The sequence below is a fragment of the Dyadobacter jejuensis genome (assembly GCF_003149085.1).
Taxonomy (GTDB): Bacteria; Bacteroidota; Bacteroidia; order Cytophagales; family Spirosomataceae; genus Dyadobacter; species Dyadobacter jejuensis.
In genome coordinates this window covers 717,215-732,035 of the sequence record NZ_QGDT01000001.1, presented here as the reverse complement: position 1 = coordinate 732,035, position 14,821 = coordinate 717,215, and the positions used below count along the sequence as shown (strand labels likewise).

Below are 14,821 nucleotides of genomic sequence, written 5' to 3'. Positions count from 1 at the left end.
GTAGTTTTTTATAACACAACTCTTTATTAAACTGGATTTTCACCGCCAAAATAGTCTTATAACTAGCCACACAGTGTCATTATCTTAACCAATTCATTGCTTATGAAAAAGTACCTCCTTCCGGGATTTGGCGTCCTGCTCTTGATTTGTAGTTTTGCCGTTCCCGAAAAGAAAGAAAAGAAACCCAACGTGCTTTTTATTTTTGTGGACGATCTGAGGCCCGATCTGGCTTGTTATGGCAACAAGGAGATTTACTCACCGAATATTGACCAATTGGCTAAGGAAGGCGCCCTATTTACGAATCAATATGTTACGGTACCCACCTGTGGTGCATCTCGTTATAGCCTGCTGACCGGCCAGCTTCCTAGAAGAACCGAACACCTCAGCAACTCGGCTTTCGAGAAACTCATGAAGCCAGGAGTCAAAACCAGCACCGCCGAAACCTTCGTCGATCAGTTCCGCCGCAACGGCTATCGAACGGTAGGTCTGGGAAAAATAAGCCACTCGGCCGATGGATATGTATATGGCTATACGGAGCCTAAGAGCGATCGGCTCGAGATGCCTCAGAGCTGGGACGAGATGTTATTCGACTCTGGCCATTGGAAAACCGGCTGGAACGCCTTCTTCGCCTATGCCGATGGGGCCTCTAGAATGACAAAAGACAAACAGGTGAAGCCCTATGAAAAGGGAAAGGTAGGCGACCAGGGCTATCCCGACGGTCTTACGGCCCAACTGGCCGTAGACAAGCTCCAGGAGTTGGCCAAAAGCGATCAGCCGTTTTTTTTAGGCGTCGGTTTCTTTAAGCCTCACTTACCCTTCAACGCCCCCCAGAAATACTGGGACCTGTACGACGAGGATAGCATTAGCCTCACCCCTTCTCCCAACCTGCCTGCACATGTGCATCCGGCTAGCCTACATGAGAGTGGGGAGTTTAACCAATATGCACTAGGCGAAGAGAAAGCCTCCCTAGACAAGCCCGTTTCCGATGCCTATGCACGCAAGGTAAAGCATGGGTACTATGCTTGCGTTAGCTATACCGATGCGCTAGTGGGAAAGGTATTAGGGCAACTCAAAACCTTAGGGCTCGACGATAATACCGTAGTAGTCCTATGGGGCGACCACGGCTGGCACTTAGGCGACGACCGGGTATGGGGCAAACATACCATTTTCGAAAGGTCGCTACGCAGCGCCCTGATCATTAAGGCGCCAGAGGGCCTATCCGGCATTCAGAGAGATGAAATCGTAAGCGCTATCGATATTTACCCTACCCTTATGGAACTCTGCAAGCTAGAGAAACCGCAGCATTTGGATGGAAAAAGCATGAACCTCTTGCTAAAACAAAAAGCCGCTCCGCAATGGGATAACAGGGCCTTTAGTTACTTTAAAAATGGCATAACCCTACGCGACAAAGACTATCGATATACCAAATATTTCAGGAACCAAATGCCTAATATTGAGCTATACGATCATCGGTCCGACCCCTTCGAAAACACGAATATCGCAGCTTCTAACCCAAAGGTTATCGCCCAGATGGAAAAAAAATGGCGAGTTGGCGACACGGGCATTTTTAAAAATAAAGAGAATAAATAAGGCACCTCTCTGTTTCCGGTTCGCCTTCGCCCATCCGAAGGCGGACCGATGCAGGCAAGTTTTGGGAAAGCCCTTTACTATCCCCCAAAAATCACTTAACTTGTAGTCAGATGTTCTTTTACTGATCCTACCATTTTTAAGATATGAAACAATCCTTATTAATAGCCCTTACACTGGGAATGGCGTCTCCGTCGTTCAGTCAGTCCACATCCCCCAGTACCGAGGTTCAGATAGCCACTGCCATCCTTGCCGCCCCCGCAGACCTCCGCGATGGAGCTAAGGTATATGGGATCTCCTCCGATGGAACCTATAAAGTTTTACGCGCAGGCTCCAACGAGCTGGTGTGCATTGCCGACGACGCCTCCAAAGACGGCATCAGTGTGGCTTGTTATCACAAAAGCCTCCAGCCATTTATGGAAAGAGGGTGGAAGCTAAAACAAGAAGGTAAAAATGCCAAGGAGGTATTCGACATCCGCGAAAAGGAAGTAAAAGAGGGGAAATTAAAGATGCCCGACCAGCCGACCACGTTATTTGCCCTCTCCGGAAAGCAAGATCAGTACGATTCGGCCACAGGAGCATTGAAAGACGGCTATCTGCGCTATGTGGTGTACATCCCCTATGCCACCTCCGAAACTACCGGCTTACCCCTAAAGCCCGATGTACCCGGGATGCCATGGATCATGGACCCAGGCACCCATCGTGCCCATATTATGATCAATCCAGCTAAGAACTAAGCCTCCTTCACCGAGAAGGCCATGGGTTTGTCCCGAAACAGTCGCTTCGTATCGCCCCATACCTGCTCAAAAAACGGAGAATGGCGGTAGGCATCCAGACTGGCTTCGGTATCCCAATGGCTATAGGTGACCATTATACTCGGGTCGTGGAGGTCCTGCCACAGAGCCAAGTGCAAACAACCCGGGGTGGAAGCTATGGTAGTGCGTGACGCTTCGAAAAGCCTTTTAAAAGCCTCCACCTCTTCGGGACGGAAGTACATTCTGACGATCCTAATTAACATAAAATGAAAATTTTATAGGGAATTATCCATAAGATTGGGTAGTAACAGGACTAACCAGCCCTTTTAAAAAATAAACACCTATCATTAATGAAGCTTTTTACTTTACTTATCGCAAGCGGTATGCTTATCATGACTCAGCAGCGTGTCCAGGCGCAGCAAGAAGAACTCCCTTTATGGCCTGAAGGCAAGATACCGAATTTCATCCAGAATGACATACATGAAAAGTCGACGATCGATGCCAATGAAATCCTCAGAATAAGTGGGGTAACGGTGCCCACCATCACCCCCTATCTGGCCCCCAAGGATAAGGCCACTGGAGCGGCCGTAATGATATGTCCGGGAGGAGGCTATGCCATACTGGCCGCATCGCACGAGGGGAGTGATTTGGCACGGTGGTTTAACCAGCGTGGTATTTCTGCTTTTGTATTAAAGTATCGCCTCCCAAATCCCAAAGGCATGGTTCACCAGCATGAAGTGCCCTTAATGGACGCCATGCAAGGTATGCAGATGATCAGGGCGAGGGCAACGGAATGGAATATTGACCCCGAAAAAGTAGGCGTAATGGGATTTTCGGCAGGAGGCCACCTGGCGGCTACCCTATCGACGCATCATAATAAAGGCTCCAGAGCCAGTGCACTAGCCCGGCCCAATTTTTCTATTCTGGCCTACCCGGTTATATCCTTTTCAGCAGAACTGGCCCACGGAGGCTCCCGCAATAACTTGCTGGGAGATGAGAAGTCCGATGAGCTGATCCAATACTACTCCAACGAATTGCAAATTGACGATCAAACACCGACCGCCTTTTTGGTGCATAGCATGAACGATGGTTCCGTTTCGGTTGAAAATAGTATTGCCTACTATCTGGGATTAAAAGCACACAAAATACCAGCGGAGATGCATCTATACCCACTCGGCGGCCATGGCTATGGCCTTCGTACCGCCGATAAAGGCTCCCTCGAAGGCTGGCCCAAGGCCCTGAATACCTGGCTCAGTTCCCTAGGATATGCACGCCATTAAAATGGGCGTTTTTAGCCTCCAATAGCGATCATCGTTCTGTTGGTTTCATATGCATCCTTGGCATTCTCTGCAGTAAATTGCCCATGGCCACCATGGGCAAAATGCTTTTTACGGAAATGCGCATAGATCAGGGGTTTCACGTCCGCTCCCGCACGCAAAGGGCCCAGCAGATCCACTTCAGTAGTATCGAACAAGCAGTTTTTTAACTTGCCGTCGGCAGTGAGTCGTATCCGGTTGCATCCCGAACAAAATGGATGAGTCACCGTACCAATGATACCAAAGCTGCCAGCCCCACCCTTTACTTGAAATAGGTGAGCAGTATCCTGCAGTTCTCCTGGCAATCGGCTAAAAGAATAACGTTGCGATATGGTTTCCAATAGACTATCATAGGAGACGATTTTGGACATATCCCATTGGTTACCGTTAAAAGGCATAAATTCGATAAATCGAACTTGCATCCGGGGGTTCTGTAAGGTTAACCCTACAAATTCATTGACTTCATCGTCATTGACTCCCTTCATGACGACCATATTTATTTTTACAGTAAGCCCTTCCGCCAATAATAAATCGATATGGTCCAGGGTTTTCTGTAGTTGATCCCTCCGCGTAATGGTCTTAAACTTATGGGCATCGAGGGTGTCCAGGCTCACATTAAGAGAGGAAATTCCGGCCGCTTGAATAGCGGACAGGTACCGGTCTATCTGGATGGCATTGGTGGTGAGGGTGAGCGTAGCGGGCAACTCGCCTAGGCTATCGATGATGGTTCCAAAATCCTGACGCACCAAAGGTTCCCCACCCGTTAACCGAATCTTATCGACGCCCATCTCTACGAATACACCGGCCAAGTACGCTATCTCCTCGGCCTGCATCAAATGCCTATGGGGCATAAACTGCATATCCTCTTGAGGCATACAGTAACTGCACCGCAAATTACACTTATCGGTCAGCGATATGCGGAGATAGGTATGCGTACGTCCAAAAGTATCTAAGATGGGTATCGACATCGGTTGTAAATTCAAAATTCTTTATAATCAGCCTCTGTGGCTGCTGGGTTATCAATGACCTTGTCCCTCTATGATTCCAAAAAGATGAAACACTTGTGGAAACAGGGCATCCATATATTCGGTTACCCCACCGGTACTACCGGGCATGGCGATCACCAAGGTGTCCCCTATAAGGCCGGCTACCGACCTCGACAACATGGCTAGGGGCATCCTAGATTGGCCATATTGCCTAGCGGTTTCGGCAATTCCGGGTATTTCTCGATCCAGCAACTCCCGCACCGCTTCAGGGGTAACGTCGCGATGGGACAGTCCAGTTCCACCGGTTAGCAAGATCATCCGAAAGGAGGCCTGCGTCAGTTGTCTTATTTTGTCTTGAATGTCCTCTTTCACGTCGGGCACCACACTTAGGTCGTGTACAGCCACCGACATCGTCTCGAGCTTTTCAACGATCCTAGCCCCAGACCGGTCGGTGCCTATGCCTTCCGAAAGCCGATCGGAACATACCACTACGGCCGTCTTCAGATCGGCTGGAGGGGCACTTCTGTCACTTTTACCTCCCGATTTGTGTAGTAACCTAATCTGATGAATCTCTACCCCTTTATCGATCGGCTTCAGCATATCATAAAAGGTGAGCGCCACCACGGAGGCTCCATGCATGGCTTCCACCTCCACCCCTGTCTTATAAATGGTTTTGATGGTCACTTCAATGATAATCGTGAGTCCTTCGATCTTGTAGTTTACCCCGGTGTATTCTATAGGAATAGGATGACAGTCGGGCAAAAGATCCGGCGTCTTTTTTACGGCCAATAGTCCCGCCGCCTTCGCCATTTCAAAGACATCGCCTTTGGGTACTTGTTTCTTTATGATGGCCTCGATAGTCGCCAGCTTGCTGACCAACACAGTGGCCTCGGCGGTAGCGATGCGGAGGGTATTCGTTTTATGGGTTATGTCGACCATGATTCTGCTTTTTGTGACCGCCCCTGGCAATCTCGAAGGGGCTAGTTATTTTCTTTCCAAATATAATCTCCTGTGGCTCCTATTAGCTCCTTGCCAAAGATGGGTACGTCTTGTTTGATACGCTCCACCAGAAAGTCGACGGCTTCGAGAGAGGCCCTCCTATGCGCCGACGACACGAAAACAAAAAGGCTGATCTGCCCGACAGGCACCACTCCAAGGCTATGATAAAGATGCATACAGGTAAGATCGTATCGGGTAAAGGCCTCCTCTCTAATGCGGTGAAAGGCTTCTTCGGCCATCGCTTCATAAGCAGAATATTCGATACCCGTCACCACCCCGTTATCTTTTTGGTCGGCGCGGATCTGCCCTAAAAAAAGGGCATGGGCGCCAATATTGGTTTTGGATTGATGGTTAACCAAGGAAGTGGCTACCATTTGTGGGTCTATAGGCCCTTGCATGAGCACCTTCTTGGGTTTATGCACCTTGTTCATAATTTTCAGTTTTTAGGCCTCTAGCCCCCAGCAAAAGGAGGCAGGCAGGCTATCTCGGCAGGAAATGGAATAGGCATGTCCTCCTGCATGATTTTTTGATTTACGGCAATTTTGAATATTTGGTCCTTTAATATGGGATATTTGGCCAGGATCTGTTCGCGCAAAGTGCTTACCAGAAGCCCAGAAGTCCAGTCAAAGTTTTCTGCCGATAGCCCTATGCGATCGGCTATTTGTCCGAAATATAAGATCTGAATATTCATCTTACTATCTATTTAGCTGGGTAATACATGTACTTCTACCAGATCGCCCGGCAGCACTTGTTGCTGGCTGGCGGGGAGATAGATCAGGGCATTGGCCAGGGCAAAGGACCTTAATGCGAAGGACTCTTGTCCATAAAGCGGCATCACCCCCTCTGGGGTAAGGAGTCCCTTCAGAAACTCATCCCTTTCCCCCTTAAAGGAGTAGGCCTTTAACGAAGGCATTCGAAAGGATTGAAGGTGGATATCCTTCCGTCCATAGAGCAGGCGCAGCGCTGGAAATACGTATTCGTAAAAACATACCAAAGAAGAAGCCGGATTGCCAGGCAAAGCAAAAAGCAACTTACCACCCTTTTCACCGAAGAAGAGTGGCTTTCCCGGGCGTTGTTTTACCTTATAAAAAACGGTCTGCACCCCTAGATGATCGATGGCTTCCCCTACATAGTCGTAGTCACCAACGGATATCCCTCCGGAGGTGATGACCAAGTCGGCCCATTTGAGTAGCCCGTCCAATTTGGCCACCAGCTCGGCTTTATCGTCGTGAACGGCATCGATACGGATATCCTCCACGCCTTCTTTGAGCAAAGCGGCTTCGAGCATAGCCGAATTGGACTCGTAAATTTCCCCGGGCTTTAAAGGCTGTCCGGCATCTACGAGTTCATCGCCAGTTACGAGTATCGCCACCTTGGGTTTCCTATAAACGGCCACATGGGTAATACCAAAGCCCGCCAAAAATCCAATGGCTCCCGGGCTAAGTAAGCTACCCATTGGCAAGGCCACCTCTCCTTTTTGGATTTGCTGACCTTGGTATCTTATATGAGCCCCATCGGCTACGTTCTCGAGATTGATCTTCACCCGATCGCCTTGCCGGGTAACGTGCTCCTGCATGACCACGGCCGTGGCGCCCTGAGGCAGGGGGGCTCCTGTAAATATTCGTACGGCCTTCCCCGCTTCCAGATTGATGCTTCTTTCACTGCCCGCCTTCGATTCCCCCTGCACGGTCAACCACTCCTCGGCCACCCGGTCCTCGTCGTGGCGAATGGCATAGCCATCCATAGCCGACTGAGTAAAAAGGGGTAAGGGTAGAGTGGCTATAATATCCTGGGCCAACACGTAGCCGGCAGAGGCAGTAAGCAACCTACTTTCTACTTCTAGTCTTGTGGAATATTCCACTATTTTCTCCTTGGCGATGCTAATTTCTATCATGATTTGCCCTGGGTTTAATCATGCAAGTTAACATTTATTAAAACAGCTCCTAAATCAAAATAAACGCTCCAAAGCCTCAAAACGCACATTTTTGACCTCATAATGCATTTAAAAATAATAACAAAAATAGCATAACTATCTATATATCAACGCTTTAATGTTTTTATAATAATTAACGATATATGTATAGTACAATTTTCAACCAATCATATCGGTTTTGAAAAGTATTATATGTCCCAACGAAAATTGCCTTAATCGAGAGAAAACGCCAATTTTTTAATTTAAAACAGCGAAACAGCCAAATTTACAAATATAGAATTAGTACAAAATACACAACACACAAGACACTGTATTTCAAGTTTTTAAACATTATTGAAACATTATTAATACTAATAGCGTTACCTTTGTCGCAACGTTAGTCTGAGAGGGCTAATTAGTTTTATGTTTCACGAACCAAAAAATGAATGATTAGATTTGTCTTTATTGCCTTTGCAGTATCGGTATTAGGATGGTTTTCCTTCCGGGCCAAAAAGGTAGAAAAGAAAGAATTGAGTGTCAACAACGTAAGTGTTGAAAAACTTAATTCAGAACTTTTGGCAATTGATTTTTGTGGAGAAGCGATCCCAGTTAAAAAATTAGTCGTTGCCAAGAAGTATCAAAGCACCGTCAGGAATTACGACAATCCTACATTCCGTAAACTGATGACCCGCACCGAGAAAAGAATGCAGGCCATAGAGTCTATTCTTAAGAAACACGGGGTACCAGTCGATTTCAAATATATCCCCGTCATAGAGAGTGCGATGAGTAACGAGGTTACTTCGCACAAGGGAGCCGGAGGCTATTGGCAATTTATGCCAGCAACGGCCCGGGATCTCGGCCTGGTAGTAAACGACACGATAGACGAAAGGAAGCACCTTACCAAATCGACCCATGCAGCTGCCAAGTATCTTTTGAGGCTACACAGCCAACTAGGATCATGGACTTTAGTAGCCGCGGCCTATAACGCCGGACCTACGCATATCAAAAGTGTAATTAACGCACAAAATAAAGACGATTACTACCAACTGAAGCTCAACCGAGAAACGAACCAATACCTATATAAGCTTATTGCTGTAAAAGAATGGTTTTCTAATCCGGAACGAAGCCGAGCATGGGGAAGTGGGAACATCGTAGACCAGCTGGCAAAAATAGACATGGACAAGAAAAACAAGGTCAAAGACCCTGTCGTTTCAGCTATCGGTATCGACTCCTGAACACCTAAATGTTTTCATAGGGTGTAAATAAGGAAACATATTGCTTACTTTGTTGTTAAATATCCATATCCTTCGATATGGATATTTATTTTTATACGTACAACTAATTACAGATAACAAGATGACTAAGGCTGAAATGGTAACGGATAAGGGCACCATGCTCATCGAATTCTACGATGAAGATGCACCTATCGCCGTGAAAAACTTTGTAGAGCTTTCCAAAAAAGGATTCTACGATGGGCTTATATTTCACCGGGTGATACCCGACTTTATGGTCCAAGGGGGTGATCCTACTGGAACGGGTCGTGGAGGACCTGGCTACAAGATCAAATGTGAAGTGAACGGTGGCAAGCAATATCATGACCGTGGGGTACTTTCCATGGCACACGCTGGCCGCGACACAGGGGGATCACAATTCTTTATCTGTCATAGCCGCAACAATACCGCTCATTTGGACGGTAACCATACCTGTTTTGGCAAGGTAGTAGAGGGTGTGGACACCGTCGACCTCATTGCCCAAGGGGATAAGATCCAAAAGATCACCATCATTGAAGATACAGTAGCTTAAGCGACTTTGCTCAAAACATAAAAAGCCTGCCCAGGAAACTAGGCAGGCTTTTTTTAATAAGAATATCGAATCCTTACCAGAAATTGGTATACAGCATCACAATGATTAATAAGACAATACCGGCACCTACTGCGAAGGTGGTGTCGACTTTGAACATGCTCACATCGATCTCCAGACCTTTCTTTTCGTCGGGCAATACCAGCCCTAGAATGAACATCACCACTACGCAGATCAAAAATACCCATCCCATACGATCTAGGAACGGAATTTGAGACCAGTCGGTACCTGGAAGCCAGTTATTATGCATCCCTAAGGCGAGGAGAAATCCACCTACGATAGCAAATAAGGCACCAGCCGAATTGGTACGCTTCCAGAAGAAACCCATCACAAAGGCAGCAAAAACGCCTGGAGATACCAGACCGGTCATCTCCTGGATAAATTGAAAACCTCCCTTTTTGTCGATTCCCATATAAGGAGATACTACTATAGCGAGCAACATAGAGATTACAATAACGATTCGGCCGATTTTAACCAATTGTTCCTCCGACTTGTTTTTGCCAAAGTACTCCTTAAAGATATCCAAGGTAAAGATGGTCGAAATAGAGTTGGCCTTTCCGGCGAGTGAAGCCACTACGGCGGCCGTTAAGGCGGCAAAAGAAAGTCCCTTTAGCCCTACTGGCAATAGGCTTAAGAGTACAGGATAGGCCTTATCCGCTACTATCTCCCCATTTTCGGTGAGCTCATTCACGAACAATCCCTTGCTATATAAAGCATAGGCAGCGATACCTGGTATAACTACCAAAGCAGGCATTAACAGCTTAAGAGCCGCAGCGAAAAGCAATCCTTTACGAGCAGTGGGCAAATCGGCCCCTAACGCACGTTGGGTAATGTACTGGTTACAGCCCCAATAGTTTAGGTTCACAATCCACATCCCTCCAAACAATACCGTCAAGCCAGGCAGCTGAGAATAAAACGGATTCCCTTCTTTAAAAATCATGTGAAAATGATCGTCGTGGTTGGACTTCATTTGAGCGAACCCATCCAACATCCCATTCATCGTAATAGCGGCGTCGCCCGCCACCAGATTCAACGCCAAATACGACGTAGCCAAACCTCCGATAATGAGGAAGAAAACTTGGATCACATCGGTAAAGCCAATTACCTTCATACCACCAATGGTAATGATGATTGCAAAAATGGCCAAGGCCCACATACAAAACCAGAAATTGAGGCCTGAAATACCCGATACGGCCAACGCTCCCAAATATAGGATAGAGGTAAGATTGACCATAATATAGAGGCCAAGCCAAAAAATGGCCATAATCAAACTCACCCGTTTGTTGTACCGCTGGGTAAGAAACTGTGGCATGGTCCATATCTTGTTCTTAAGATAGATGGGCATAAAAAAAACGGCAACTACGATCAAAGTTGCCGCCGCCATCCACTCATAGGTCGAAATGGCCAACCCCATGGTGAAACCATTGCCCGACATACCGATAAACTGTTCGGCAGAAATATTGGAAGCAATCAGGGAAGCCCCAATAGCCCACCAAGTCAAAGAGCCTTCTGCAAGGAAAAAATCTTTTGTCGACTCTGTAGCCGCTTTCTTTCTGTTATAAATCCAGTAACCATAAGCAGCCACAATGATAAAATAAACGAAGAAGATAATGTAGTCTAATAATTGTAAATGTTGCATTTCTATTCCTTTGACTGGTAAAGAGGTGGAACAATAATAGGTTCTAATCCGAAAGGTACATTATTTTCCGAAAATTGTGCAAGCAAAATTAAAAACAAAGTCGATCTTTATTTAATTTTTCTAAGTTATCGTGCATTTTTGACACAATTCACTCTCATTCCGCCGAACCCAACGAATCATCGGGCAAAACCCCTGTCTATCAGAAGTCAATGCGATCAGCCGCCTCGGAGCTCACCTGCTCATAGGCCTCGGCAAAGGGAATACCGCTTTTTATTTTTTGTATTAATTTTGTTAATGCGAAAGGGCCACTTTCTATTTGCCAGCGAGAAACTTCCTTTCCAGAAGTCATATAGGCATACATGACCCGGTCGGGATCGGGGCTGGTAAAGGCCGACATCCCTTCTAACTGGGCGAGGGGCAACAGCCAACCCAGTTCTCGTGCATACTGCCGCCATTCACGGCGATAGCCTCGATAGCGGCGGACTGGGTTGGTGCTCTTTACAAAGCGCCGATCCACCATAAGCGCCAAGCCTTCATTAAACCATTGGGGGACGTCGACCAGGACCGTCCACCAACCCAATCGTTCCAGTAACTCTATATGGCTCATTTCATGACTCATCACATCGGTGTTGATCCCTTGCAGATGGACCACCACAAAATGAAGTCCCCAGGGGGTGCCCACACTGCACCCGGCACCTACATTGCTATTGCAATAGCGCTTGTATTCGCTTTCGGTGGCACAAACAACAATTCGGGGATGAGACTGGTATTGACCAAACAGTGCGCCCACTCTGTGCTGGGAATCTGTAACCACGGTGGTGATCTGTTTTTTCAGCGGCCCCTCCAAATGCTTGCTCACATAGATATCGCCATCGACACGCTCAAAATCGGAAAGACACAGGGTATGTGTATAAAAGACCTGAGGGTATAGATAGAAGAGGCTGGCGAGTATCAAACCAATCGCGTAAAAAAGATACTTTACTGTTTTCAAAAAATGCAATATTCAACGACCCATAATAGAGAGCAAGGTAAGAGATTCTGTATACAAACGAGCATTGGCTCCCGAAATTATCCACTGACGTTCGGAAAGGATATGGCCGTTCCCTGCTCCTTTGGCAAGAAAAAGGGCATTCATCCGAAATCCGGAAGAATGCCCTTAAAAGCAGTTAACAGAAGATACGGTCTGTTAGTGTTTGAAATGCCTTACCCCAGTGGTAACCATTGCTAGGCCGTGGGCATCGCAATAGGCGATAGATTCCTTATCGCGGATAGATCCGCCAGGCTGAACCACGGCAGTTACTCCTGCCTGATGGGCGATTTCCACACAATCGGGGAAGGGGAAAAAGGCATCGGAGGCCATTACCGCACCGTTAAGGTCAAAACCGAAGGCCTTGGCCTTGTCGATAGCCTGACGAAGGGCATCAACACGGGAAGTTTGACCCGTACCACTCGCGATCAATTGATTTTCTTTGGCCAATACGATCGTATTGGACTTGGTATGCTTACAAACTTTAAGGGCAAACTCAAGGGCCGTCACCTCCGCTTGTGTAGGGGCCTTGGTCGTCACGGTAGTAAAGCCTTCGGCAGTTTCGGTAACAAGGTCCTTGTCCTGTAGCAATACTCCGTTGAGCAAGGTCTTAAACATCACCCCGGGCAATTGTTCTGGATTGCGCTTAAGCAGTATACGGTTTTTCTTAGACTTCAATAACTCCAATGCATCCGTATCATAGGCGGGGGCAATCAGAATTTCCATAAAGAGTTTATTCAGCTCCTCGGCGGTAGCCAGGTCGACCTTGGCATTGGTAATAACCACCCCACCAAAAGCCGACACAGGGTCGCAAGCCAGGGCGTTGTCATAAGCTTCCTTGGCGGTGGCTGCCGTGGCAATACCACAGGCATTGGTATGCTTGATGATAGCATAGGTAGGGGCAGTACCTACAAACTCGTCGATTAGGCTCACACAAGCGTCCACATCGACCAGGTTATTGTAAGACAACTCCTTGCCATGCAGCTTTACAAACATAGCCTCCAAGTCGCCGTAATAAGTAGCCTTTTGGTGCGGATTCTCTCCATAGCGCAGGGTTTGGGCTGGCAGCCCTGTAAAGCCATACAGCTCGGCATCCTGGCGGTCAAGGAAAAAACTATTGATGGCGCCATCATATTGAGAAGAGACGGCAAAAGCCTTTCCAGCATATGTCCGACGATCGTCAAGGTCTGTTGCCGCTTCTTTGCTAGCCAACAAACTCACTACATCGGCATATTGGCTACGAGAGGAAACGATAAAAGTATCCTTAAAGTTTTTGGCGGTAGCCCTTATCAGAGAAATACCTCCGATATCAATTTTTTCGATAATTTCTTCTTCGCTAGCTCCAGAAGCCACCGTTTCCTCGAAAGGGTAAAGGTCCACCACGACCATGTCTATTGATGGAATATTGTACTGCTCGGCCTGAGCTACATCGCCAGCATCGTCGCGGCGGTACAAAATACCTCCCATAATGGCTGGATGTAGGGTCTTTACCCGTCCACCAAAAATAGAAGGATAGCCCGTAAGCTCCTCAGCGGGGGTGACAGGTATTCCCAAGTTCTCAATAAAAGTCTGCGTACCTCCTGTAGAATAAAGCTTAACGTCGTTTTGGTGTAAAATACGTACCAAAGGCTCAAGCCCATCCTTATAGTAAACAGAGATTAGTGCCGATTGTATTTTTTTGGACATGGTAGAGATTATATAATATTAAGTTATATTGGTATAAATAGCCTGAAATAGGCCTTTGCGAAGTATCGGTACGAGCATGGGTCGACGGTACCCCAATTTTTTTTGAAATAAACCGCAAATATAATCTAAAATAAGACAAATGACATGGTATTGGAGCCACGGAGCTGGAACAATTCTTTGACGGCAAGTAGGGATACGTACCTGACCTTACCGAATACCCACGTCAATAGGGACCATCATAGAACTAAAAAACTAAACGCATATGAATCTAAATCTTAAAGAAAAAACCGCCCTAGTATGTGGCAGCACCCAGGGAATAGGCCGCGCCACGGCAATGGAGCTGGCGCAGCTTGGTGCCAACGTCACCCTGATGGCTCGCAATGAGGATGCCCTACGACAGTGTGTAGAGCGGCTCGACGACTCCCAGGGGCAGATGCACCGCTATATTGTAGCCGATTTTTCTCGTAAAGGAGAGGTAAAAGAGGCCATAGAAAACTACCTAAGGCTCTGCCCCGAGGTGCATATATTGGTTAATAACACCGGTGGGCCTTCTGGAGGGCCTATCATAGAGGCCGATCCCGATCAATTTCTGCTAACGTTCCAAATGCACCTGATCAATAACCAGATCTTGTCGCAAGCAGTGATCCCCTTCATGAAGTCGGAAGGATACGGGCGCATCGTCAATATAATTAGCACATCCGTCAAACAACCCATCGTGGGGTTGGGGGTGTCCAATACCATTAGAGGGGCGGTAGCGAGCTGGGCCAAAACGATGTCCTTGGAACTGGGGCCCTATGGCATCACCACCAACAACGTTTTGCCGGGATACACCAAAACGGCTCGCCTGAACGCGGTGTTAGAAATGCGTAGCAAGGATCAGGGACAAACCGTCGACGATTTGTCGACACAAATGGAGCAGACCATCCCTATCCGCCGGTTTACCGAGCCCGAAGAGGTTGCCGCTGCTGTTGCCTTCCTTTGCTCCCCCGCAGCAGGCAGTATCAACGGCGTCAACCTGCCGGTAGATGGCGGGAAGACGGAGAGTTTGTAAACG

At 47.4% G+C, this 14,821-nt stretch carries 15 protein-coding genes; 6 read left to right on the top strand and 9 right to left on the bottom strand.

The window, feature by feature from the left end:
* The first annotated feature begins 102 nt into the window (after positions 1–102).
* The gene (locus tag CLV98_RS03040; RefSeq protein ID WP_109672652.1) at positions 103–1,590 is read left to right on the top strand and encodes a sulfatase; all 1,488 of its coding nucleotides are present in this window, start codon (positions 103–105) and stop codon (positions 1,588–1,590) included.
* A gap of 143 nt (positions 1,591–1,733) precedes the next feature.
* Positions 1,734–2,324, top strand: coding sequence for a hypothetical protein (locus CLV98_RS03035; protein WP_109672650.1), 591 nt, complete (start codon positions 1,734–1,736; stop codon positions 2,322–2,324).
* Here the strand turns inward: CLV98_RS03035 and CLV98_RS03030 are convergent.
* Positions 2,321–2,605 (bottom strand): putative quinol monooxygenase, encoded by a 285-nt coding sequence (locus tag CLV98_RS03030; RefSeq protein WP_109672648.1) that lies wholly within the window; start codon positions 2,603–2,605, stop codon positions 2,321–2,323. The genes CLV98_RS03035 and CLV98_RS03030 overlap by 4 nt on opposite strands.
* Before the next feature lie 87 nt (positions 2,606–2,692).
* Between CLV98_RS03030 and CLV98_RS03025 the strand changes: the two genes are divergently transcribed.
* Complete coding sequence (locus CLV98_RS03025) at positions 2,693–3,622, top strand: alpha/beta hydrolase (protein WP_109672646.1); 930 nt, start codon at positions 2,693–2,695, stop codon at positions 3,620–3,622.
* An 11-nt stretch (positions 3,623–3,633) separates the two neighbouring features.
* Here CLV98_RS03025 and moaA read toward each other — a convergent pair whose 3' ends face one another.
* From moaA to CLV98_RS03000, 5 genes are read right to left on the bottom strand one after another with little or no spacing between them, the layout of a single operon-like run.
* The gene (gene moaA, locus CLV98_RS03020; protein ID WP_109672644.1) at positions 3,634–4,626 is read right to left on the bottom strand and encodes a GTP 3',8-cyclase MoaA; all 993 of its coding nucleotides are present in this window, start codon (positions 4,624–4,626) and stop codon (positions 3,634–3,636) included.
* A 51-nt stretch (positions 4,627–4,677) separates the two neighbouring features.
* Positions 4,678–5,583 (bottom strand): bifunctional molybdenum cofactor biosynthesis protein MoaC/MoaB, encoded by a 906-nt coding sequence (gene moaCB / locus CLV98_RS03015; RefSeq protein WP_109672642.1) that lies wholly within the window; start codon positions 5,581–5,583, stop codon positions 4,678–4,680.
* A 41-nt stretch (positions 5,584–5,624) separates the two neighbouring features.
* Positions 5,625–6,074, bottom strand: a complete 450-nt coding sequence (locus CLV98_RS03010; RefSeq protein WP_109672640.1) for a molybdenum cofactor biosynthesis protein MoaE — start codon at positions 6,072–6,074, stop codon at positions 5,625–5,627.
* 20 nt (positions 6,075–6,094) lie between these two features.
* Positions 6,095–6,334: a MoaD/ThiS family protein gene (locus CLV98_RS03005; protein WP_109672638.1), complete on the bottom strand. Its 240-nt coding sequence runs from the start codon at positions 6,332–6,334 to the stop codon at positions 6,095–6,097.
* A gap of 12 nt (positions 6,335–6,346) precedes the next feature.
* Positions 6,347–7,537 (bottom strand): molybdopterin molybdotransferase MoeA, encoded by a 1,191-nt coding sequence (locus CLV98_RS03000; RefSeq protein ID WP_109672637.1) that lies wholly within the window; start codon positions 7,535–7,537, stop codon positions 6,347–6,349.
* 464 nt (positions 7,538–8,001) lie between these two features.
* On the opposite strand from CLV98_RS03000, the gene CLV98_RS02995 reads away from it, so the two are divergent.
* Positions 8,002–8,790 (top strand): lytic transglycosylase domain-containing protein, encoded by a 789-nt coding sequence (locus CLV98_RS02995; protein WP_109672635.1) that lies wholly within the window; start codon positions 8,002–8,004, stop codon positions 8,788–8,790.
* Between the two features lie 121 nt (positions 8,791–8,911).
* Positions 8,912–9,358, top strand: a complete 447-nt coding sequence (locus CLV98_RS02990) for a peptidylprolyl isomerase (RefSeq protein WP_109672633.1) — start codon at positions 8,912–8,914, stop codon at positions 9,356–9,358.
* Positions 9,359–9,431: 73 nt separating this feature from the next.
* Here CLV98_RS02990 and CLV98_RS02985 read toward each other — a convergent pair whose 3' ends face one another.
* The 3 genes from CLV98_RS02985 to purH all read right to left on the bottom strand — a co-directional run bounded on the left by CLV98_RS02985 (position 9,432) and on the right by purH (position 13,767).
* Positions 9,432–11,054, bottom strand: coding sequence for a sodium:solute symporter family transporter (locus CLV98_RS02985; protein WP_109672631.1), 1,623 nt, complete (start codon positions 11,052–11,054; stop codon positions 9,432–9,434).
* 199 nt (positions 11,055–11,253) lie between these two features.
* Complete coding sequence (locus tag CLV98_RS02980) at positions 11,254–12,045, bottom strand: hypothetical protein (RefSeq protein WP_146202221.1); 792 nt, start codon at positions 12,043–12,045, stop codon at positions 11,254–11,256.
* Positions 12,046–12,240: 195 nt separating this feature from the next.
* The gene (purH, locus tag CLV98_RS02975; protein WP_109672627.1) at positions 12,241–13,767 is read right to left on the bottom strand and encodes a bifunctional phosphoribosylaminoimidazolecarboxamide formyltransferase/IMP cyclohydrolase; all 1,527 of its coding nucleotides are present in this window, start codon (positions 13,765–13,767) and stop codon (positions 12,241–12,243) included.
* 262 nt (positions 13,768–14,029) lie between these two features.
* Here purH and CLV98_RS02970 point away from each other — a divergent pair, with 262 nt between their 5' ends.
* Positions 14,030–14,818: an SDR family oxidoreductase gene (locus CLV98_RS02970; protein WP_109672625.1), complete on the top strand. Its 789-nt coding sequence runs from the start codon at positions 14,030–14,032 to the stop codon at positions 14,816–14,818.
* Positions 14,819–14,821: the final 3 nt, after the last annotated feature.

Bases quoted from the DNA above. Each gene is read 5' to 3' on its own strand.
- moaCB (WP_109672642.1), bottom strand. From the start codon at position 5,583: ATGGTCGACATAACCCATAAAACGAATACCCTCCGCATCGCTACCGCC.
- CLV98_RS03040 (WP_109672652.1), top strand. From the start codon at position 103: ATGAAAAAGTACCTCCTTCCGGGATTTGGCGTCCTGCTCTTGATTTGT.
- CLV98_RS02985 (WP_109672631.1), bottom strand. From the start codon at position 11,054: ATGCAACATTTACAATTATTAGACTACATTATCTTCTTCGTTTATTTT.
- CLV98_RS03000 (WP_109672637.1), bottom strand. From the start codon at position 7,537: ATGATAGAAATTAGCATCGCCAAGGAGAAAATAGTGGAATATTCCACA.
- CLV98_RS02970 (WP_109672625.1), top strand. From the start codon at position 14,030: ATGAATCTAAATCTTAAAGAAAAAACCGCCCTAGTATGTGGCAGCACC.
- CLV98_RS03035 (WP_109672650.1), top strand. From the start codon at position 1,734: ATGAAACAATCCTTATTAATAGCCCTTACACTGGGAATGGCGTCTCCG.
- CLV98_RS03025 (WP_109672646.1), top strand. From the start codon at position 2,693: ATGAAGCTTTTTACTTTACTTATCGCAAGCGGTATGCTTATCATGACT.
- purH (WP_109672627.1), bottom strand. From the start codon at position 13,767: ATGTCCAAAAAAATACAATCGGCACTAATCTCTGTTTACTATAAGGAT.
- CLV98_RS02990 (WP_109672633.1), top strand. From the start codon at position 8,912: ATGACTAAGGCTGAAATGGTAACGGATAAGGGCACCATGCTCATCGAA.
- CLV98_RS03010 (WP_109672640.1), bottom strand. From the start codon at position 6,074: ATGAACAAGGTGCATAAACCCAAGAAGGTGCTCATGCAAGGGCCTATA.
- CLV98_RS03005 (WP_109672638.1), bottom strand. From the start codon at position 6,334: ATGAATATTCAGATCTTATATTTCGGACAAATAGCCGATCGCATAGGG.
- CLV98_RS03030 (WP_109672648.1), bottom strand. From the start codon at position 2,605: ATGTTAATTAGGATCGTCAGAATGTACTTCCGTCCCGAAGAGGTGGAG.
- moaA (WP_109672644.1), bottom strand. From the start codon at position 4,626: ATGTCGATACCCATCTTAGATACTTTTGGACGTACGCATACCTATCTC.
- CLV98_RS02995 (WP_109672635.1), top strand. From the start codon at position 8,002: ATGATTAGATTTGTCTTTATTGCCTTTGCAGTATCGGTATTAGGATGG.